Source organism: Bordetella genomosp. 8, assembly GCF_002119685.1.
Taxonomy (GTDB): domain Bacteria; phylum Pseudomonadota; class Gammaproteobacteria; order Burkholderiales; family Burkholderiaceae_B; genus Bordetella_C.
The window spans coordinates 2,141,914-2,162,003 of record NZ_CP021108.1 but is presented as its reverse complement, the minus strand read 5'-3'; the positions used below and the strand labels follow the sequence as shown (position 1 = coordinate 2,162,003).

Sequence of the window (20,090 nt, the reverse complement as noted above, 5' to 3'; positions counted from 1 at the left end):
CCCCTCTTTTACCCCTGCGCGCGTCAGGCGCGCTGGCGCGCGCCATGGGCTTGAATAAGCTTGTCCCTGATGCGATTCAGGCAGTCCGTCACGCGCGGCTCGTCCAGCGTTGCGTCAGTGTCCTGTAGCCAGAAGCGGAAAGCAAGGCTTTTTTCTTTAGCAGAATCATCGACTTGCGTCTTTTCTCTCCAGACATCGAAGAGCCGCGCGTCCTGCACGATGGACAGTTTCGGATCCTGCGCGATGGCTTGCGCGATGGTGTCCAGCATGGCCTGCGCGGGCAGCGCGGCATCGACCCACATGGCAAGATCGCGCACCACCACCGGCTGGCGCGACAGCTCGCGCACTTGCGGCAGGCTGCCTTCCAGAACCGCGTCCACATCCACTTCGAACAGTACCGGCGCGTGGGCAAGTTCCGCTTTCTGCGCCCAGCGCGGATGCAATTCGCCCAGCCACCCTATGGCCTTGCCGTCCAGCAAGATGCGCGCGCCGCGCCCCGGATGCAAGGCCGGATGCGAGGCGGCTTCGAAACGCAGATCGCCGGCACGCGCGCCGAACAGCGCCTGCACGTCCATCTTGACGTCGTAGAAGTCGACCTGCCGCGTCGGCGTGCCCCACTGTTCTTCCACGTGCGGGCCCCAGGCCGCGCCGGCCAGCTTCAGCGGTTGGCGCACGCCGGCCACCGCGAGCTCGCCATCCGCCACCGAGGCGTCGCGGAAAAACACGCGGCCAAGCTCGAATACCCGCACGCGCGACTGCTTGCGATTGGCGTTGTGGACGATGTTCGCGACCAGCCCGCCCAGCAAGCTCGACCGCATGACCGCCAGTTGGCTGGCAATGGGATTCAACAACTTGATGGGATCGGCGTTGCCGGCGTAATCGCGTTCCCAGTCGGCTTCGACAAAGCTGAAGTTGACGACTTCCTGGTAGTCCAGCGCGGCCATCTGGCGCCGCACCGCATGCGGGCTGCGCCGCGCTTCCTTGGGTGCGCGCATCTTGGCCAACGCCATGGGCGGTTGGTCCGGAATATTTTCGAAGCCGTGGATGCGCGCGACTTCTTCGATCAGGTCTTCTTCGATGGCCAGGTCGAAACGATAGGACGGCGGCACGACCGTCACGACGTCGCCGTCGATCTGGTGGCGCAGGCCCAGGCGCGTGAAAATGCCGGCGATTTCGTCGCGCGGGATCTGCACGCCCAGCACCCGCTGGCAACGCGACAGGCGCATGTGCACCGGTTCGCGACGCGGCAGGTTGACGGTCTTGTCGTGGATCGGGCCGCATTCGCCGCCGCAGATGTCCAGGATCAGCCGCGTGATGAATTCCAGGTGTTCAGGAATGTCCTGGAAGTCCACGCCGCGTTCGAAGCGATGGCTGGCTTCGGAACTGAACTTGTAGCGGCGCGCGCGGCCGGCGATGGCTTCGGGCCACCAGAAGGCGGCTTCGACGTAGATGTTGCGCGTGTCCAGCGTCACCGCGGTGGCGTCGCCCCCCATGATGCCGGCCAGGCTCTCGACCGTTTCGCCGGCCGAGATCACGCCGACATCCTGGTCCAGGGCGATTTCCTGGCCATTCAGCAGTTTCAGCGATTCGCCGGGCCGGGCCCAGCGCACCGTCAGGCCGCCGGACACCTTGTCCAGATCGAACACGTGGGTAGGCCGGCCCAGTTCCAGCATGACGTAGTTGGAGATATCCACCAGCGCCGACACGGAGCGTTGGCCGGCGCGCTCCAGCCGCGTCTTCATCCATTGCGGCGTGGCCGCGCGGGCGTTCACGCCGCGAACGATGCGGCCGGCGAAGCGTCCACAAAGATCCGGGGCCTGGATATCCACGGCGAGCACTTCGTCGAACGAAGGCAGTACCGGTTCGGCGACGGGCACGCGCAGCGGGGCGCCGGTCAGGGCAGCGACTTCACGGCCGACGCCCAGGATGGACAGGCAGTCGGCGCGATTGGGCGTGAGCTTGAGCGTGAACAGAGTATCGTCCAGGTCCAGCACGTCGCGTAGCGAGGCGCCCGGCACGCTGTCGGCCGGCAGTTCGAGCAGGCCCGCATGATCTTGCGACAGGCCGAGCTCGCGTGCCGAGCACAGCATGCCGGCCGATTCGACGCCGCGCATCTTGGCCTTGCCGATCTTGATGTCACCGGGCAGTTGCGCGCCGACACGCGCCAGCGGCACCTTCAGTCCCGCAGCGGCATTCGGTGCGCCGCACACGATCTGCAGCCGCTGGCCCGAACCGTCATCGACCTGGCACACGCGCAGCTTGTCGGCGTCGGGATGCGGCGCGATCTCGACGATATGGGCGACGACCACGCCGGAAAACGGCGGCGCGGCGGGCTGCAGGTCTTCGACTTCCAGACCGGCCATCGTCAGGCGATGCGCCAGCTCTTTGGTGTCGATGGAGGGATTGACCAGCGCACGCAGCCAGGACTCGGGAAATTGCATGATCAGCCGTAGGTTATTCGTTGAACTGACGAAGGAAACGCAGATCGCCTTCGTAGAACTGGCGCAGATCGTTCACGCCATAGCGCAGCATGGCCAGGCGCTCCAGGCCGGAGCCGAACGCGAAGCCGATGTACCGCTCGGGATCCAGGCCGAAATTGCGCACCACCACCGGGTGCACCTGCCCCGCACCGGAGATTTCCAGCCAGCGTCCGCGATTCGGGCCGCTGGTGAACATCATGTCGATTTCCGCCGACGGCTCGGTGAACGGGAAGAATGACGGGCGGAAACGCACCACCAGGTCGTCGCTTTCGAAGAAGCAGCGCAGGAAGTCGGTGTAGACGCCTTTCAGGTCGGCGAAGGACACGTCCTCGGCGATCCACAAGCCTTCGACCTGATGGAACATCGGCGAATGCGTGGCATCGCTGTCCACACGATAAGTGCGGCCAGGCGCGATCACCTTGATCGGCGGCTTGTTCATGCGGGCATAGCGCACCTGCATGGGACTGGTATGCGTGCGCAGCAGCAGCGGCAGGCCCTGGGCGTCGTTCATGTCGACGTAGAAGGTGTCCTGCATGGAACGCGCCGGATGATTTTCCGGATTGTTCAACGCGGTGAAGTTGGTCCAGTCGTTCTCGATCTCGGGCCCGTCGGCGACATCGAAGCCGATGGAGCGGAAGATGGTTTCGACGCGTTCCCAGGTACGGATGACCGGATGGATGCCGCCCACGCCGCGGCCACGTCCGGCCAGGGTCACGTCGATGGTTTCGGAAGCCAGGCGCTGGTCCAGCTCGGCCTGCGCCAGTTCGGCGCGGCGCTGGTTCAGCAGTTCTTCGATCTGCTGTTTGGCGCGATTCACGCGCGCACCCATTTCACGTTTTTCTTCCGGCGTCAGTTGCGCCAGGCCGCGCAGCAGCACGGTCAGCGCGCCTTCCTTGCCCAGGAAGCGCGCCTTGGCGTTTTCCAGCGCGGCGGCGTCGGGCGCGTCCGCGAATCGTTCTTTCGCCTGGGCGATCAGGTCGTCGACCAACAGTGTCATGGCATCAGCCTAGGAAACGCGGCACGAATGCGGCCGTCAAAAACGCAAACAGGGCCATGACAGCCCTGTTTGCAGCAATGCGCGATACGTCGAAAACGATCAGGCGGACAGGGCAGCCTTGGCCTGTTGGACCACGGCGGCGAAGCCGGCCTTGTCGCGCACGGCCAGATCGGCCAGCACCTTGCGGTCCAGATCGATGGACGCCTTCTTCAAGCCGGCGATGAACACGCTGTAGGTGACGCCGTGCTCACGCACCGCGGCATTGATACGCGTGATCCACAGGGCGCGGAAGGTACGCTTCTTGTTGCGGCGATCGCGATAGGCGTATTGCCCGGCGCGCATGACCGCCTGCTTGGCGATGCGGAATACATTACCGCGACGGCCGCGATAGCCCTTGGCGGCGTTGAGAACTTTCTTGTGACGGGCGCGGGCGGTAACGCCGCGTTTGACGCGAGGCATAGTGGATCTCCGTTATCTATCAAGCGAAAGGCATCATGGCCTTGACCGAGGCGACGTTCGTCTCGTGTACGGCCGCCGAACCGCGCAGCTGGCGCTTGTTCTTGGTGGTCTTCTTGGTCAGGATATGGCGCTTGAAAGCCTGACCCCGCTTGATCGATCCGCTGCCGCGAACCTGAAAGCGCTTGGCGGCGCTTTTCTTGGTCTTCATCTTGGGCATGATAGTCCCTTGCTTCCTTTCGGAGTGCCGTCCGTCGCCGGACGAAGGTTGATTAACGTTATGGCCTCGCAGGTGCCTGCCCGCCGGGTAAAACCGGTTGCAGGTCTTCGATGGCTTACAGCCACCCGGACCATTTGTTGGTACTGCTATTTGTTGGTACTGCTGTTGGGGTACTGCTGTTGGGGTACTGCAGGGATCTTTCCAGCCCGTGCTGAAGCTGGAAAGCCTTTGATTATATGGCATTTTTGGCCCAGCTGTCTAACCGGCCTGCCGAACAGCGTCCGGCGCGCCGGCATCCGGTCCGTCCCGCCCTGTCCCAGAAGACGGAAATTGCAATCGTATTTCAACGGCCATGGTGTGGCGCCCGGGAGACGAAGGCACCCGGCCCCTACGCAATTTGCCAACTCGAAACACTTCTTACAGCCCGCCAGCGCACGCTGTCGCGCATGCGGCTCCCCAACACCGGGGGCCCGGGCGCCCACTCACCGGCAAGGCAACGTCACTAACCGTTACTTAAGTTGCGTAATCCGCGCACACCGCCATCACGTCGGCTGGCTGCCGCCGCGCGAGCGAAGACGCGCCAATCAACGGTCATATCGCATCCCTAGGCTCTGTCGCGTCGCCAGATCCGGCGGCCTCGCAGCCCACGCCCAAGGAAACGCATACGATGACCTCCCGCCGCAAGTTCCTTCAGAACGTTGCCACATCCGGCCTGTCGGCCGCCGCCCTGGCCACCTTCCCGCCCGGCATCCGGCGCGCCCTGGCCATCCCGGCGCACCACGACACCGGCACGATCAAGGACGTCAAGCACGTGGTCCTGCTGATGATGGAAAACCGTTCCTTCGACGGCTACTTCGGCACTTTCCGCGGCGTGCGCGGCTTCGGGGACCGCTTCGCGGTACCGGTCGCCAATGGCCAGAACGTCTTCTACCAGACCTACAGCAAGACCAGCCCGCCCACCACTTACACACCCTATCACCTGGACGAAAACCAGGGCAACGCGCAACGCGCCGGCAGCACCCCGCACACCTGGGCGGATACGCAGGCCGCCTGGGACCAGGGCCGCATGAGCAACTGGCCGGATGCCAAGAACCCGCTTTCCATGGGTTATTACGAAGAAGCCGAAGTGCCCTTCCAGCGCGCGCTGGCCGAGGCTTTCACGCTCTGTGACCACTATCACTGCGGCATGCATACCGGCACCATCGCCAACCGCCTGTTCTACTGGACGGGCACCAACGGCCCGAACGGCCTGGACCCGACGGAAGGCGGTCCGGTGAACGTCGCCGTGCTCAACAACCAGTACAACGGCGGCAACGATATCGGCCCGTCCACCGAAGGCTGGACCTGGACCACCTACGCCGATCGCCTGCAGAAAGCCGGAGTGTCGTGGAAGGTCTACCAGAGCCTGATCGACAACTACGGCTGCAATGAAATGATGAGCTTCCGCCACTGGCGCGCGGAAATCGAGAAGATGCCACCGTCGCGCCGTCCCGTCTACGTGCCCAAGACCGACATCACACAGGACGTGAATCTCGCCGGTCCGGCCTACGACCCACTCACGGACGACGCGCTGAGCCCGCTGGCCAAGGGCTTCGCCAACACCATGCCGCAGGGCTTCCTGGAGACCTTCCGCGCCGACATCCAGGCCGGCAAGCTGCCGGAAGTTTCCTGGATCATCGCGCCGTCGGCCTATAGCGAACACCCCGGCCCGTCGAGCCCGATCAAGGGCGGCTGGTATGTGCAGGAAGTGCTGGACGCGCTCACCGCCGACCCGGAGGTCTGGAGCAAGACCGTCCTGCTGATCAATTACGACGAAAACGACGGCTTTTTCGACCACCTGCCACCGCCCACCGCGCCTTCGCACAATCCGGACGGCAGCCTGGCCGGCGCCGTCACCCTGCGTGCGGAAGACATGGCCGTCGAGTACCACAACTACACGCCCGCCACGCCCAGCCAGCCGGCCCAGGACGGCCGGCCCTACGGCCCGGGCCCGCGCGTGCCGCTATGGGTGGTCTCGCCCTGGAGCCGCGGCGGCTGGGTGAATTCGCAGGTCTTCGACCACACCTCCACGCTGATGTTCCTGGAAAAGCGCTTCGGCGTGCAGGAGCCGCAGATCAGCAAATACCGCCGGGCGGTGTGCGGCGACCTGACCAGCGCCTTCAACTTCGAGAATCCGAATGCCGAGCCGTTGCCGGTCCTGAACGGCAGCGCGACCAAGGACCAGGTCGATGCGCTGACCGCCTCGCAGCAGAGCGCGCCCAAGATCAACCCGCCGGCCACGCCGAATATGCCGGTGCAGGCCAGCGGCATACGCCCGTCGCGCGCCCTGCCCTATGAGCTGGGCCTGCAGGTCGAGACCGACGCGCGCCGCGACCAGGTCACGCTGAAGTTCGTCAATTCGGGCGACGCGGGCGCCGTCTTTCACGTGTACGACAAGCTGCACCTGGATCGCGTGCCGCGCCGCTACATGGTGGAAGCGCACCGCTCGCTGCAGGACGACTGGTCGGCAGGCGCCGACAACGGCGAGTACGACTTGTGGATCCTGGGTCCCAACGGCTTCCACCGCCATCTGGCCGGCGATCTTGGCGTGCAGGACAAGCGCAAGGCGGCCGCGCCGGAAATCGAATTCGAGCCGGACGGCAGAAGCGGCAATGTGCGCCTGACCGCTCGCAACGACGGCGACCGCCCTGTGGAATTCACCGTCAGGTCGAACAAGGCCTATGGCGACCTGCGCGCCCGTGGCGGCGACTTCGACGTCGACAGGCGCAGTGGTTCCTGGACGGCGACGGTGCGTCCTGGCCGCCAGGCCATCATGACGCTGGTGCTGCGCGACACCGGCAACTGGTACGACCTGATGGTGACGGCGGATTCCGACCCCAGCTTCGTGCGCCGCGTGGCCGGCCGCATCGAGACTGGCCGCCACTCCGTCAGCGATCCGGCCATGGGATTGGCGGACGGGTTCTAGGCCGCCATCACCACCCGGTATCCGGGTAGTTGGGGCCTGCATAGCTGAAGCCATGGCGCCACGCGTCGCCGTTCACCCGCTGCGCGGGATCGGCGGCGCAGCCGCTCAGCAGCATCGCCAGCACCATGGCGGCCAGGACCGCGCCGACCTTCGTTCGATCACGCATGTTCATCTCCCATGTTCATCTGCTCATGATGGCTGCCGCAACTGCACGCCTTCGGCGATATGCCCGGGACCGACGATATCCACGCCTTCCAGATCGGCCGCCGTCCTGGTCACCCGCAGCACGCGATGCGCGGCGCGGCCCGAGGCGTTCAGGCGCATCATCGCCTGTCTCAGCAAAGCGCGCGCCTCGCCGGTCAGGCGGCAATGCTCATCCAGTTCCCGCGCATCGAGCCGGGCGTTGAGTTTGCCCTGGCGCGCCTGCTGCCGTTCCCGGCAGGCAACGACACGCTCGCGCACCGGCGCGGAGGCCTCACCCGGCGGGCCGTCCATCCAGTCCGGCGCCGGCGGCGGCAGTTCGATCTGCAGGTCGATGCGGTCCAGCAAGGGGCCGGACAACCTCGCGCGGTAGCGATCCGCCTGTTCCGGCGTGCAGCGGCAGGCAATGCGTGGATGGCCGCGCCAACCGCAGGGACAAGGATTCATCGCCGCGATGAGTTGAAAACGCGCGGGGTATTCCAGCGTACGTGCCGCGCGGGCGATCGATACTCGACCGGTTTCCAGCGGCTCGCGCAGCGCTTCGAGCGCGCGGCGGTCGAATTCGGGCAATTCATCGAGGAACAGCACCCCATGGTGAGCCAGGCTGATTTCCCCGGGACGCACGCGCGCTCCACCACCCACCAGCGCCACGGCGGTCGCGCCATGATGCGGCGCGCGGAACGGCGGCCGCAGATCGAACGATGCATTCCCCATCGCCAGCCCCGCGATGGCGGATACCTCCAGCGCCTGCAGGTGCGCCAGAGGCGGCAGCAAGCCCGGCAAACGGTGCGCGAGCATGCTCTTGCCCGCGCCGGGTGGCCCAACCATCAACAGGCTATGCCCGCCCGCGGCCGCGAGCTCCAGCGCGCGCCGCGCGCCGCACTGCCCTTTCACCTCCGACAGGCAAGGGCCATCCGCCGCGACGGGCCACGGCGCGGGATGCGCGACCGGCAAAGGCGCCCGATCGCATAAATGGGCCACCACGTCGGCCAGCGTCCCCGCGGACAACACCTGCAATCCCGGCACATGGGCAGCCTGGGCCGCGCTGGCCGCGGGCAGGATGAGCGTGGCGTCCGGCTGGTCGCGCGCCACCCCTAGCGCGATCGCCAGGGGCGCGGCCACGGGAACCAGCACGCCGGTCAAGGAGAGCTCGCCCGCCAGCACCAGCCTGGACAGGCTCGACACACCGTTCTTGGACAACAATTCCGGCATGGCGATCTGGCCTGAGGCCAACAAGACGCCCACCGCGATCGGCAGATCGAAGCGCGCCGATTCCTTGCGCAGGTCGGCCGGCGACAGGCTGACGGTGAGCCGGCCGGCAGGGAACTCGAAGCCGCTGTTCTGGATCGCGGCACGCACGCGTTCGCGGCTTTCGCGCACCGCCACGTCGGCCAGGCCGACCACCGCGAATGACGGCAAGCCGGCGGCCACGTGCGTTTCGACGTGGACCGGCGCCGCGTGCAGCCCCACCAGCGCGCGGCTGTTCAAGACGGCAAGACTCATGACTACGCTTGTTCGGGAAGAAAAGCGCAGTATGAAAAAAAACCGCCAGCGCATGCGATGGCGGAGATGAAAACGTCACGCGACAGCGCTCAATCCACCTTCAGATTGCGCTCGCGCACGATGGTGGCCCAGCGATCGATTTCCGAGTTGGTGTAGGCCTGGAATTGCTCCGGCGTACTACCCACCACGTCGATGCCGGCGCCACCCAGCTTTTCCTTCACGTCAGGCATCTGCAAGGCCTTCCGGATGTCGGCGGAGATGCGCTTGACCGTCGCGTCGGGCATGGACGCCGGCGCGTACACGCCGTACCACAGCACGGTCTCATACCCGGGCAGGCCGGCTTCCTGCATCGTCGGGACGTCCGGCAAGGCCGGCGAGCGGGTCTTGCTGGTGACCGCCAATGCCTTGACCTTGCCCGCCTTCACCAGCGGCAGGCTGACAGGCAGGCCCGGGAAATACAGTTGCACGTCACCCGCAGCGGCGGCCGTCAGCGCCTGGGAGCCACCGGTGTACGGCACATGCATCATCTGCAGGTTGGCCATCGTGGCAAAGAGTTCGGCCGCCATGTCGTCGGCGTTGCCGATGCCCGCCGAACTGAAGTTCAGCTGGTTGGGCTTGGACTTGGCGAGCGCGATGAAATCCTGCAGGTTCTTCACCGGCAGCGTCGGCGTCACCACGACGACGTGCGGCATCGCGGTCACCTGCGATACGGCTTTCAGGTCCTTGCGCAAGTCGTACTTCAGGCGCGGATATAGCGACGCGCTGACCGTGATCGCATTCTGCGCGATCAGCAGCGTGTGGCCGTCGTCCGCGCGGGCAACGTGCTCGGCGGCAATATTGCCCGCCGCGCCGGCGCGGTTTTCGACGATCACTGCCTGGCCCCACAGCTCGGCCAGCTTGGGACTGATGGTGCGCGCGACCAGGTCCATGCTGCTGCCGGCCGCCAGTCCGGAAACGATGCGCACGGTGCGCGTGGGAAAGTCGGACGCGGACTGCGCCGACGCCGATGCGATCACGGCTTGCGCGCATAGCGCGACGCCCGCCTGGATGATCAGTCTGCGGTTCATGGAATCTCCTCCTGTTCTTAGGGCTCGCGCCCCGATTGTTTGCGGGACGGCCGTGGCGGCCGGACCCGTGAAATCAGTATGGGTACGGCACGCCCGCCTCCCGCGCCACGCGCTCGACATCGGCCAGCGTATCGGCGGGCAGAAGCAGGCCATTGGCGCGGTTTTCCGCGTCGGCCTGGACCTCCATTTCGCCGGGGTAATAGACCTGGCGATGGCCCGGCGCCACCGGCACGTCCTTCAATGAAACGATGTACTCGTCGATACGGCGGTTGTATTCCTCGATGGGCTGGAATGCCGCCACGTCCAGGGCGATCATCAGGTGCCCTGCCCCGCTGCGGTTGACCGGGTCATAGGGACCATGGACGCGATCCAGGAACTGGCTGCCCGACAGCACGCCGGACAGGACGTCGACCATGACGCCCATCACATAGCCCTTGTGGCCCGCCATGGGCAGGATGAAGCCTTCCAGCGCGGCCTTGGGATCCGTGGTGGGATTGCCCTGCGCGTCGATGGCCCAGTGCGACGGGATGGGTTCGCGCCGCTTGTTGGCCAGGTAGATCTTGCCGCGCGCCACGCCCGAGTTGGCCATGTCCATCACCACCGGCGGATGGCTGCCGCCGGGCGCGGCGATGGACCAGGGATTGGTGCCTATCTTTTTCTTCAGTCCACCCCAGGGCGCCATGTTGGGACCGGCGTTGCTCATCAACATCATCACGCAGCCCTGCTGCGCGCCGATGCGCGTGTAGTACATGCAGGTGCCGAAGTGATTCGAATTGCGGATGGAGACCACGCCCACGCCGTGCTTGCGCGCGCGCCCCACCGCTTCGTCGACGGCCCGGCGGGCCACGACCTGTCCGACGCCGTCGCCGCCGTCCAGGACCGCGATCGCGCCGGCATCCACAGCCAGGCGGGTTTCCGTCACGGCCTTCATCGCGCCGGAGCGCAGGCGCGCGTAGTACCAGCCGAGCCGCAGCATGCCGTGCGACTGATGGCCCCACAGGTCCGCCTGCACCAGCGTATCGGCGGCCAGCAAGGCGTCATCGGCCGGTACGCCGGCGCTTTCGTAGACGGCGGCGGCCAGTTCGCGCACCCTTGCCGGGTCCACGCGTGTTGCGTCCGCTTGGGTGGATGTCGTGTCTTCCATGATGGTTCCTGTAGTTCGGTTCAGCCCGCGTGCGAATACATCGGCTGGCCCGGCGTATCCATGCGCGCCACGAGCACGCTGCCGGTTTCCGATTCGGTGATGAACAGGTCGCGGTTGTCCTGGCCGCCGAAGGCGATGTTGGTGGTCATATGCCCCATGCACGAATCGATGCGCAGCAGCGGTTCGCCGCGCGGCGAAAACTTCCACACCGCGCCCATCCCGGCATGCGCGACGTAGAGATTGCCGGCCTGGTCCACCGCCATGCCGTCCGGTCCGGCGCCGCCGGACATCTGGACGAACAGGCCCACTCGGGTCAGCGAGCGATCCGGCAGCACCATGGCGCGCCAGACGCAGTTCCCGCGGGTGGCGGCCACGTAGAGCATGGTTTCCGCCGGATTCATGACGATGCCGTTGGGACTGGGAACGTTATCCAGCAGGCATTCGAAATAGCCGTCGGCGCCCTGCCGGTATACGCGCCCGGATGGATCCTGCAAGCCGGTCTGGCCCTGGTCGGTAAAGTACATATCGCCATTGGCGGCGAAGAACAGATCGTTGGGGCCCTTGAAACCTTCGGTGCGCGCGCGCCGGATATGCGGCGTGACGCGCCCGGCCTCCGCATCCAGCAGCAGGATGCCGTTCTTGTGGTCGGCCACGAAAATGCGGCCGTCGCGATGGATCTTCAACCCGTTGGGCTCGCCGTCGTACTCGATCAGCTGCGTGACCTCGCCGGCGGGCGACACCCGAAAGACCAGGCCGAAGGCGATGTCGACCAGGTACAGGTTGCCCTGCCTGTCGAAGGACGGACCTTCGATGTAGCTGTCGGTCGCGCGTGTGCCCTTGCCGGCGCGCAGGCGCTCGTCCGACAGCTGGCCGGCCTTGCGATATCGATCGGGGATACGCGTGAAGACCTCGGTCTTCATCGCCGGGGGTGCGGCGTACATGGCAATCTCCTTTTATCCGGTCGCGTCTTGCGGCGACTCGTCTCGCGCTACAGCGGCAGTTCCAGGTCCAGCAGGGGCGCATGCTGCTGCGCGCCATAGACATCGGTGTCGCCGATGGCGCCCGACACGATGCGGCGCGGCAGGGTGGCCTTGAAGGCGAGCGCCGGCGGGTATATGGTGAACAGGACATCGTCGGGCGACACGCCATACAAGACGGCGATGCGCTCGCGCGTGATGACGCCGCAACGGCGCACCTTCTCGAAGGTTTCCTCGCTGTCGAACATGATGTCCAGCGTCAATTCGAAGGGGCCGGCATTCTTGCTTTTGCAGGCCTTGGCGATGTCTTTGAGTCTGATCATGGGGCGGCTCCTGGCAGGCCTGGCTAGACGGTTTCGTATTCGATGGGAAACATCCCCAGCGGGTCGTCGGTCTGGATCACGTGCTGCATGGTGAACTCATAGACCGGCCCCCGTTCGATGTCGGACGGCGAAAAGGGGAAGGCCATATTGCCTTCGCGGCACAGGCGGCCAGGGAAATCGCTGTGCAGCAGCGTGACGCGCGTCAGGGCCAGCGCGGCATTGGCGATTTCCTGGGTGACCCCCACGACTTCGGCCAGGATGCCGATCTCGTGGCTGCGTACACCCTGCAAGGGCTCCCACTCACCCATCACGCCGTCCTTGCCGTACAGGCGGATCACGATGCGGTAGCTGTCGCGCGCAATGCCGAGCGCCGCGATCTTGGTATGGGAAGCTTCCGTGATCCCGGCGATGAAGCTGTCCAGCTGCCCGATCAGGCCCGGATCGCGCGTGCCGGCGAAGGCAATCGCGCTATAGCCGGAGCAGGCCGCCGCCTCCAGCTTGATGGTGTAGGGCGCCGGCTGCCACACCATGCCCGAAACGCGCACGCGACGGTCCGAAAGCGCCTGCATGACGCAGGCGCTGGTATCGAGCACGCCGCCCGGTTCGTGACGGACGATGGGACTGGCGCTTTCGTGCAGGGCCTGCACCGACACCGACAAGGGCGTGCAGCGCAGCTCCGGATTGGCGGGTTCCACCTCGACGTAGTCGGTGCCGACCGTGGCGATCAGGCAGTCGTGCTTTTTCGGCAGGGCGGCGTTGCAGGCGCATTCCAGCAGCTTGCCCGCGTACCACGCGGGCGCCGGCGGAATACCGTGATGCGTGGCAAGCGCAACCCATGGGGCGGGGTCGGTGCCGCGGCCGGCCAGGATGACCTGGGCCCCGGACCGCAGCGCGGACAGGTGCGGCTCGGGACCCATCATGCCGACGATGCGTTCGGCGCGGTCCACGGTGTCTTCGCTCAAGGGGCCGGCCTTGCCCAACGGCTTCACGCGGCCGGCGCGGATGCCTGCCTTCAGGGCCTGCTTGTCCTGCTCGGCGTGGATCAGGGCCATCTTGAAGCCCATGCCCTCTTCCCGCGCGATTTCGCGCACCAGCGCGGCGCAGGCCTGCAGATGCGGCTCGCCGCCAGCGCCACCGCAGGTGCCTATCATCATGGGAATGTTCAATTCCATCGCGCCGCGCAGCAGCAGGCGGAGGTCGCGCTTCATCTGCAGCACGGAGTTCAGCGTCTTGCCGGAGCCCAGGTAATGCGGACCGGGATCCGAGCTGCCGCCGTCCACGCCTATCATGTGCGGGCGCGCCTTCAAGGCGGCCTTGAGCGAGGCCTCGGGGAATCCATAGCCCAGGATCCCGCTGGCCGAAACCATGCGTACTTCGTTGGTCATGTGTCTACCTCCCGCGCATTTTGTGGAATCATGTCGGCTCGCCGCGCGCCTCGGCGACCGCGCTGGCCGAGCAAGCGGTACAGGTCGGCACTTTCGTCCCCGCGGCGCGCCGCGACAAGCGTTCATTCAAGAGGGGGGACATGCTGATTCGGCACGGCCGGTTAGGCACGGCCGGTCAGGCACGGCCGGTCAGGCGGGGCCGCCCAGGCACGGCCGGTTAGGCGGGGCCGCCTAGGCATGGCCGGGCTACACCACGGATCTGGAGGACAACCATGAACCCGAACGGCGCATCAGACGCAGGCGGGCCCATCGATACGCTGATGCGCAGGCTGGACCTGACGTCGCTGCGACTCTTCGTCGACGCCTGCGAAGCGCATAGCATCGCCGCGGCCGCCGCGCGGGCGTGCATCGTCCCGTCCGCCGTCAGCCGGCGCATATCCGACCTGGAAAAGTCAGTCGGCGTACCCCTGCTCTACCGTTCGCCGCGCGGCATCACGCCGACGGCGGCCGGCGAAACCGTCATGCGCTACGCGTCCGCCGCCCTGGCCGAACTCCAACTGATGGGCACGGCGCTGGGCCGTTATGCGTCGGGGCTGCAAGGCACCGTCCGCGTGGTCGCCAACATCTCGTCCATCGACCAATACCTGCCGGAAGACATCGCCGCATTTTCGCGGACATATCCCGACGTCAGCATCGAACTGGAAGAAAAACGCGGCGGCGAAATCCTGAAGAGCGTGGAAGACGGCAGCGCCGACCTGGGCATCGGCAACGACTGGTACCTGGGCGAAGCCGCCGCGGTCAGCCGTCCCTACCGCGAGGACAGCCTGGTGGCCATCTTCCCCCGTGCGCACCGCATGGCCGGACTGGACTCGGTACGCTTCGCCGAGCTGCTGGACGAACCCCTGATCGGCCTGCATGCGGAAAGCGCCTACAACGCCAAGCTGGCACAGCAGGCGGCCCTGATAGGCCGGGAAATACGAATGAAGATCCGCGTCAACAGCTTCGACGCCCTGTGCCGCATGGTGCACGCGGGCCTGGGCATTTCGTTCGTGTTGAAACAGCTGGCGGATATGTACCTGGACATCCTCAGCATCAGCGCGGTGCCGCTGACGGAATCGTGGGCCAACAAGCGCATCCTGATCGCCTACCGGTCCGAGGACACCCTGTCCGCGTCGGCGCGCACGCTGCTCGACTTCCTGACGCGTCAGTTCCAGACCCGGCAGGCGCCGGCCGCCCCCTGATACGGCAGATGGCGCGCCCGCGCCGGCGGGCCGCCACCGTGGGGCGGTGGCAGCCGCGCCCGGCTACCCCTGCGCGCCCGTGGGGCCGCCCGGCGTGGGCGAGGCGGCCGGCGTTGATGAAGCGGCCGAAGCAGCCGCAGCGGCTGGCGCGGCCTTGCTCTGCCCGGCCTCCAGCACATTGATACGGGCCTCCAGCTGGCTGATCTGCACGGCCAGCTGATCCGCGCGGGCCACGGTCCGCGCCAGCAATTCCGCCTGCACGTCGAATTCTTCGCGCGTCACCAGATCCAGCCGCGAAAACCCTTGCGCCATCATCGCGCGGACATTGCGCTCAATGTCCGCCGCGGGACTGCGGGCGATCAGATCCGAGATGTTCTTTTGCAGGTCTTCCATCCATTGCGTCGCGTTCATGGCTTTCCTCATACCTGATACCTGGACAGTCCTCAGTGTAGAGCGTTGCGGCACGGCTTGCACCGCGCGCACCCGAAAATGCACCAATAACGAGCATGCCTTGCGACGGTGCGCACCGGTACGGTGCAGGACCGCCAAGCCGATCTCCGTAACCAAGGTAAAACGCCCCGCCCCTCAACCAAAAAGATGGCATCGATTTTGCTTTAGAGGCAGGGCCAACGTGCAACCAAAGAGGAACCAGCCATGAAACTCATCATCGCCATCATCAAGCCCTTCAAGCTCGACGAGGTGCGAGTGGCTTTGTCCGGTATAGGGGTCCAGGGACTGACGGTGACGGAAGTCAAGGGCTTTGGCCGGCAGAAGGGCCACACCGAACTTTATCGCGGCGCGGAATACGCCGTCGACTTTCTGCCCAAGCTGCGCGTGGAAGCCGCCGTGCCGGACAGCCTGGTCGAACAAGCCATCGAGACCATCGAGCAGGCCGCCCGGACGGGCAAGATCGGAGACGGCAAGATTTTCGTCGCCGGGCTGGAGCAGGTCATTCGCATCCGTACGGGCGAAGCCGGCGAAGCAGCACTGTAAACACAATAAGGACGCTACAGGAGCCATAAGAAATGGATAAAGCAGATATCTCGTGGATGCTGGTCTCGACACTGCTCGTGTTGATGATGGCGGTACCCGGCCTCGCCCTGTTTTACGGCGGATTGGTACGAAGCAAGAACGTGTTGTCGGTCCTGATGCAGGTGATGGGTACCTTCGTCGTCGGCTTGGTGTTGTGGTTCATCTACGGCTATTCGCTCGCCTTCACCGAAGGCAATGCCTTTTTCGGCGGCTTCTCGCGCGTCTTCTTTTCCGGCATGTTCTCGCCGGCCGACGGCAAGTACGCGATGACCGGCTCGCTGACGGAGCTCCTGTTCGCGTCCTTCCAGGCGACCTTCGCCGGCATCACGTGCGCGCTGATCGTCGGCAGCTTCGCCGAACGTGCGCGCTTTTCCGCGGTGCTGCTCTTCACGGTCATCTGGTTCACCTTCGCCTATGTGCCCATCGCGCACATGGTGTGGTTCGCCTCGCAGACCGCGCCTGGCCTGATGAACGCCAAGGGCGCGCTGGACTTCGCCGGCGGCACGGTGGTGCACATCAACGCCGGTATCGCCGGCCTGGTGGGTGCCTACGTCATCGGCAAGCGCGTGGGCTACGGCCGTGAAGCCATGCAGCCGCACAACCTGCCGATGGTCATGACCGGCGCGGCCCTGCTGTGGACGGGCTGGTTCGGCTTCAACGCGGGCTCCGCGCTGATGTCCAACGAACAGGCCACCCTGGCGTTCTTCAACACGATGATCGCCACCGCCGCCGCCGTGCTGGCCTGGCTGTTCACCGAATGGGCGCTGAAGGGCAAGCCCTCGATGCTGGGCGCCGCGTCCGGCGCCGTGGCCGGCCTGGTGGCGATCACCCCCGCCGCCGGCCTGGTCGGCATGGTTGGCGCCTTCGTCATCGGCATCGCCGGCGGCGTGATCTGCGTCTGGGGCGTCAATGGCCTGAAGCGCATGCTGAAGGCAGACGATGCGCTGGACGTGTTCGGCGTGCACGGCGTGGGCGGGATCACCGGCGCGCTGCTGACCGGCGTGTTCAACGCGCAGGTCCTGGGCGGCCCCGGCCTGAAGACGGCCGGCGAAATCGGCGGCCAGCTGTGGGTGCAGTTCGAAGGCGTCGTCCTGACGCTGGTGTGGTCGGGCGTGGTCGCCTGGATCGCGTACAAGATCGCCGACATGGTCTGCGGCCTGCGCGTACCGGAAGACGTTGAACGCGAAGGCCTGGATACGACCTGCCACGGCGAATCCGCCTACCACAGCTGATACGGCTGGCCGGTCCACGGACCGTTGCAATAAAAAGGCGCTCCGCAAGGAGCGCCTTTTTTTCTTATACCGATGCCCTGCGTTCCAGTGATCGGCGGCCGGTCAGGCGAGCAACCCACCGTCGACCGTAATGGTGCTGCCGGTGAGATGCCTTGCCGCCGGACTTGCGAGGAAGGCGACGGCGGCGGCGATGTCCGCTGGCGTGGCGTATCGACCCAGAGGCGTGAGGCTGCGCTGGAAGTCCGAACTCTCGCCATCCGCCGGGTTCATGTCGGTGTCGGTCGAACCCGGCTGGACCAGATTGGCCGTGATGTCCTTCGGACCCAGTTCGTGCGCGAGGCCGCGCGTGAACGACTGGAGCGCCGACTTGGTCATGTAGTACACCGTTCCCTGTGCACCGACAATGCGGTCCGCACCGGCGGAGCCGATGTTGATGACGCGACCGCCGGCCCCCAGATGGGGAATGGCCGCCTGCGTGGCCAGCACGGGCCCGCGGACGTTGACGGCGAGCAGCGCGTCGATGTCCGCCAGCTTGAAATCGGCGATCGTGTTGTAGCGCGCAATGCCGGCGTTGTTCACCAGTATGTCCAGCCCGCCGAGCGCGTCGACGGCCTGCTGCACGGACCTCCTGATGTCCGCCGGATCGGCGCTGTCGGCCTTGATCGCCACGCCCCGGCGGCCGATCTGCTCGATCGCGGCCACGACCGACCGCGCCTGGTCCGTGGAATGTTGAAAGGTCAGTGCGACGTCGGCGCCGTTTTCCGCGAGCGCCAGCGCGATGGCGGCTCCGATCCCCCGGGAACCACCGGTGACGAGTGCGCGTTTTCCTTCGAGATTCTTCATGTTCCGTCATTTTTGCAGTGATTGATGCATTAATGGTAGGATTGGCCTGTCCGGCTGGTCAAGCTATTTATGCAGCGATCCATGCAAAAAAATATTTCCGTCCCCACGGCGTCCGGCGCCGGCGCGCATCGCGGGCGTGGGCGGCCACGCGAGTTCGACCGGGAGGCCGCACTGGCGAAGGCCATGAGGCTGTTCTGGACCAAGGGCTACGAGGCGACGTCCATCTCCGACCTGACGAAGGCGCTGGGCGTGGGGTCGACCAGTCTCTATGCCGCCTTCGGATCGAAGGACGCGCTGTACGCCGAGGCGCTGCGGTACTACTCCACCACCTACGAAGACCTGGTGCTGGGCAGGTTCCGCCAGGCCGCGACGGCGCGCGAGGCCGCGTTCGCCTATTTATGGGACTCGGCGGCGGCGATGACGGGAGCGGATTGCGATCTTCCGCGCGGCTGCATGGTCACCCTGGGCACCGTCGGCAGCGATGGCCATGACGAGCTTGGCGACCTGATGAGAAAAGCACGCGGCGAAGCCTTCAATGCGCTCTTGCCGCGCCTGCAAAGAGGCGTCGCGGAAGGCGAGCTGCCGGAATCTCTCGACATCGCCAAGCTTGCGAGGTTTCTGCAGACCGTGCAGAGCGGGATGGCGATCCGCGCCCGGGACGGTGCCGATCGGGCCGAACTGCAGGCCATCGCCGAGATCGCGATGGCCGGCTGGGACCGCCTGGTGGATGGAGCGGCGGCTCGCGGTGCTAGTCCTGCGTCTCCGGCTCATCGAGCTGGTGATACTCCAGCCAGATCCCGTTGAGGATACCGAAACACACCGCCAGGCCCAGCCCGAGCACCCAAGCGAAATACCACATGACGTACTCCCTGTTCAGTAAAGGTCCGGATTGGTCGACAAGGCCTTGATCGTGGAGCGGCCCCACATCACCTTGAAGGCCCACGCCGTATAAAGCAGCACGATGGGCAGGAACACCAGCGTCACGACCAGCATGATGAACAAGGTCGTATGGCTGGACGACGCATTCCATACCGTCAGGCTCGAACGCGGATTCACGCTGCTGGGCAGTATGAAGGGGAACATCGACAAGCCGACCGTCGCGATGATGCCCAGCGCCGATAGCGACGAACCGGCGAACGCGGGCCATTCGCGGCCGATGCGTATGCCGACCAGGGCCAGCAGCGCGCCGGCGAAGCCCAGGACCGGCGCGATGGTCATCCAGGGATACTGCGAGAAATTCGCCAGCCAGGCGCCCGCCGCAGCGACGGCGCCCGCACGCAGTGGATTGGACGGCCCCGCCGGATCGACCGTGCCTTCCAGGCGGTAACCCAGCCCGCCATGGGCAACGAAGAAATAGCCCGCCGCGAAGAGCACGATCACCAGCAAGGCCGAAATCGAACCCAGGCGGCGCGCGCGGTCGCGCACCGCGCCGTTTTCCGCCTTCATCGTCAGCCATGCCGCGCCGTGGGTGATCAGCATCGTGGCGGACAGCAGGCCGCACAGCAGCGAAAAAGGACTGAACAGCGCCAGGAAGCTCCCGTCGTAGGTCGCGCGCAGATCGCTGTCGAGATGGAATGGCACGCCCAGCAGGACGTTGCCCACGGCAACGCCGAACACCAGCGCGGGCACGAAACCGCCGATGAAGAGCGCCCAGTCCCAGCCGTTACGCCAGGCGGGCGACGACCGCTTGGAGCGGTACTTGAAGCCCACCGGCCGCAGGATCAACGCCGCCAGTACCAGGAACATGGCGATATAGAAACCGGAAAAGCTCACGGCATAGACGAAAGGCCACGCCGCGAAGATGGCGCCGCCGCCCAGGATGAACCACACCTGGTTGCCTTCCCAGGTGGGCGCGATCGTGTTGATGGCCATGCGGCGTTCATTGTCGTTGCGCGCGACGAAGGGCAGCAGCGCGGCGACGCCGAGATCGAAGCCGTCGGTCAGGGCGAAGCCGATCAGCAGCACGCCCATCAGCGCCCACCAGATGACGCGCAGCGTCGGGTAATCGAGCGGGATTTCCATGT

Annotated in this window: 20 protein-coding genes; 5 read left to right on the top strand and 15 right to left on the bottom strand. The window is 65.9% G+C overall.

The features are described 5' to 3' along the window. Positions 1-23 precede the first annotated feature (23 nt). The 4 genes from pheT to rpmI form a co-directional block, all read right to left on the bottom strand. Positions 24-2,441, bottom strand: a complete 2,418-nt coding sequence (pheT, locus tag CAL12_RS09940; protein WP_086064336.1) for a phenylalanine--tRNA ligase subunit beta — start codon at positions 2,439-2,441, stop codon at positions 24-26. Between the two features lie 13 nt (positions 2,442-2,454). Then, a complete protein-coding gene (pheS, locus tag CAL12_RS09935; RefSeq protein WP_086064335.1) occupies positions 2,455-3,477 on the bottom strand; it encodes a phenylalanine--tRNA ligase subunit alpha in 1,023 nt (340 codons plus the stop codon). 99 nt (positions 3,478-3,576) lie between these two features. Continuing rightward, positions 3,577-3,936 carry a 50S ribosomal protein L20 gene (gene rplT, locus CAL12_RS09930; RefSeq protein WP_086064334.1) on the bottom strand — a complete coding sequence of 120 codons (360 nt, stop codon included), beginning with the start codon at positions 3,934-3,936 and terminating at the stop codon, positions 3,577-3,579. A 19-nt stretch (positions 3,937-3,955) separates the two neighbouring features. Continuing rightward, positions 3,956-4,153 (bottom strand): 50S ribosomal protein L35, encoded by a 198-nt coding sequence (gene rpmI, locus CAL12_RS09925; RefSeq protein WP_006387997.1) that lies wholly within the window; start codon positions 4,151-4,153, stop codon positions 3,956-3,958. 667 nt (positions 4,154-4,820) lie between these two features. Here rpmI and CAL12_RS09920 point away from each other — a divergent pair. Then, a complete protein-coding gene (locus tag CAL12_RS09920) occupies positions 4,821-7,118 on the top strand; it encodes a phosphocholine-specific phospholipase C (RefSeq protein WP_086064333.1) in 2,298 nt (765 codons plus the stop codon). A 7-nt stretch (positions 7,119-7,125) separates the two neighbouring features. Here the strand turns inward: CAL12_RS09920 and CAL12_RS28040 are convergent, their stop codons facing one another. The 7 genes from CAL12_RS28040 to CAL12_RS09890 all read right to left on the bottom strand — a co-directional run bounded on the left by CAL12_RS28040 (position 7,126) and on the right by CAL12_RS09890 (position 13,718). Continuing rightward, positions 7,126-7,284, bottom strand: coding sequence for a hypothetical protein (locus CAL12_RS28040; RefSeq protein WP_157792943.1), 159 nt, complete (start codon positions 7,282-7,284; stop codon positions 7,126-7,128). Between the two features lie 23 nt (positions 7,285-7,307). Continuing rightward, on the bottom strand, positions 7,308-8,822 hold the full coding sequence (locus CAL12_RS09915) for a YifB family Mg chelatase-like AAA ATPase (protein ID WP_086064332.1): 1,515 nt from the start codon (positions 8,820-8,822) through the stop codon (positions 7,308-7,310). A gap of 89 nt (positions 8,823-8,911) precedes the next feature. Then, positions 8,912-9,889, bottom strand: a complete 978-nt coding sequence (locus CAL12_RS09910; RefSeq protein ID WP_157792941.1) for a tripartite tricarboxylate transporter substrate binding protein — start codon at positions 9,887-9,889, stop codon at positions 8,912-8,914. Positions 9,890-9,962: 73 nt separating this feature from the next. After that, entirely contained in the window at positions 9,963-11,033 is a 1,071-nt protein-coding gene (locus CAL12_RS09905; RefSeq protein WP_086064330.1) for an Ldh family oxidoreductase, read from the bottom strand. A 20-nt stretch (positions 11,034-11,053) separates the two neighbouring features. Beyond that, positions 11,054-11,974, bottom strand: a complete 921-nt coding sequence (locus CAL12_RS09900) for an SMP-30/gluconolactonase/LRE family protein (RefSeq protein WP_086064329.1) — start codon at positions 11,972-11,974, stop codon at positions 11,054-11,056. A 47-nt stretch (positions 11,975-12,021) separates the two neighbouring features. Further along, positions 12,022-12,333 carry a DUF4387 domain-containing protein gene (locus tag CAL12_RS09895; RefSeq protein ID WP_086064328.1) on the bottom strand — a complete coding sequence of 104 codons (312 nt, stop codon included), beginning with the start codon at positions 12,331-12,333 and terminating at the stop codon, positions 12,022-12,024. A gap of 23 nt (positions 12,334-12,356) precedes the next feature. Then, the gene (locus CAL12_RS09890; protein WP_232464763.1) at positions 12,357-13,718 is read right to left on the bottom strand and encodes an acyclic terpene utilization AtuA family protein; all 1,362 of its coding nucleotides are present in this window, start codon (positions 13,716-13,718) and stop codon (positions 12,357-12,359) included. Between the two features lie 272 nt (positions 13,719-13,990). On the opposite strand from CAL12_RS09890, the gene CAL12_RS09885 reads away from it, so the two are divergent. Continuing rightward, entirely contained in the window at positions 13,991-14,959 is a 969-nt protein-coding gene (locus CAL12_RS09885) for a LysR family transcriptional regulator (protein WP_086064327.1), read from the top strand. 63 nt (positions 14,960-15,022) lie between these two features. Here CAL12_RS09885 and CAL12_RS09880 read toward each other — a convergent pair whose 3' ends face one another. Continuing rightward, positions 15,023-15,370 (bottom strand): accessory factor UbiK family protein, encoded by a 348-nt coding sequence (locus CAL12_RS09880; protein ID WP_086064326.1) that lies wholly within the window; start codon positions 15,368-15,370, stop codon positions 15,023-15,025. Positions 15,371-15,613: 243 nt separating this feature from the next. Here CAL12_RS09880 and CAL12_RS09875 point away from each other — a divergent pair, with 243 nt between their 5' ends. Together CAL12_RS09875 and amt are read left to right on the top strand one after the other, a co-directional pair. After that, on the top strand, positions 15,614-15,952 hold the full coding sequence (locus CAL12_RS09875; RefSeq protein ID WP_066347801.1) for a P-II family nitrogen regulator: 339 nt from the start codon (positions 15,614-15,616) through the stop codon (positions 15,950-15,952). Between the two features lie 32 nt (positions 15,953-15,984). Continuing rightward, positions 15,985-17,223 (top strand): ammonium transporter, encoded by a 1,239-nt coding sequence (gene amt / locus CAL12_RS09870; RefSeq protein ID WP_086064325.1) that lies wholly within the window; start codon positions 15,985-15,987, stop codon positions 17,221-17,223. 102 nt (positions 17,224-17,325) lie between these two features. Here amt and CAL12_RS09865 read toward each other — a convergent pair whose 3' ends face one another. After that, a complete protein-coding gene (locus CAL12_RS09865; protein WP_086064324.1) occupies positions 17,326-18,066 on the bottom strand; it encodes an SDR family NAD(P)-dependent oxidoreductase in 741 nt (246 codons plus the stop codon). Between the two features lie 69 nt (positions 18,067-18,135). Here CAL12_RS09865 and CAL12_RS28725 point away from each other — a divergent pair, with 69 nt between their 5' ends. After that, positions 18,136-18,870 (top strand): TetR/AcrR family transcriptional regulator, encoded by a 735-nt coding sequence (locus CAL12_RS28725; protein WP_420042767.1) that lies wholly within the window; start codon positions 18,136-18,138, stop codon positions 18,868-18,870. Here CAL12_RS28725 and cydX read toward each other — a convergent pair. Continuing rightward, complete coding sequence (cydX, locus tag CAL12_RS28720) at positions 18,815-18,991, bottom strand: cytochrome bd-I oxidase subunit CydX (RefSeq protein WP_420042766.1); 177 nt, start codon at positions 18,989-18,991, stop codon at positions 18,815-18,817. The two genes, CAL12_RS28725 and cydX, sit on opposite strands and share 56 nt — an antisense overlap. Then, the gene (gene cydB / locus CAL12_RS09850; protein ID WP_086064322.1) at positions 18,940-20,088 is read right to left on the bottom strand and encodes a cytochrome d ubiquinol oxidase subunit II; all 1,149 of its coding nucleotides are present in this window, start codon (positions 20,086-20,088) and stop codon (positions 18,940-18,942) included. Before cydB ends, cydX begins: the two co-directional genes overlap by 52 nt. Positions 20,089-20,090 lie beyond the last annotated feature (2 nt).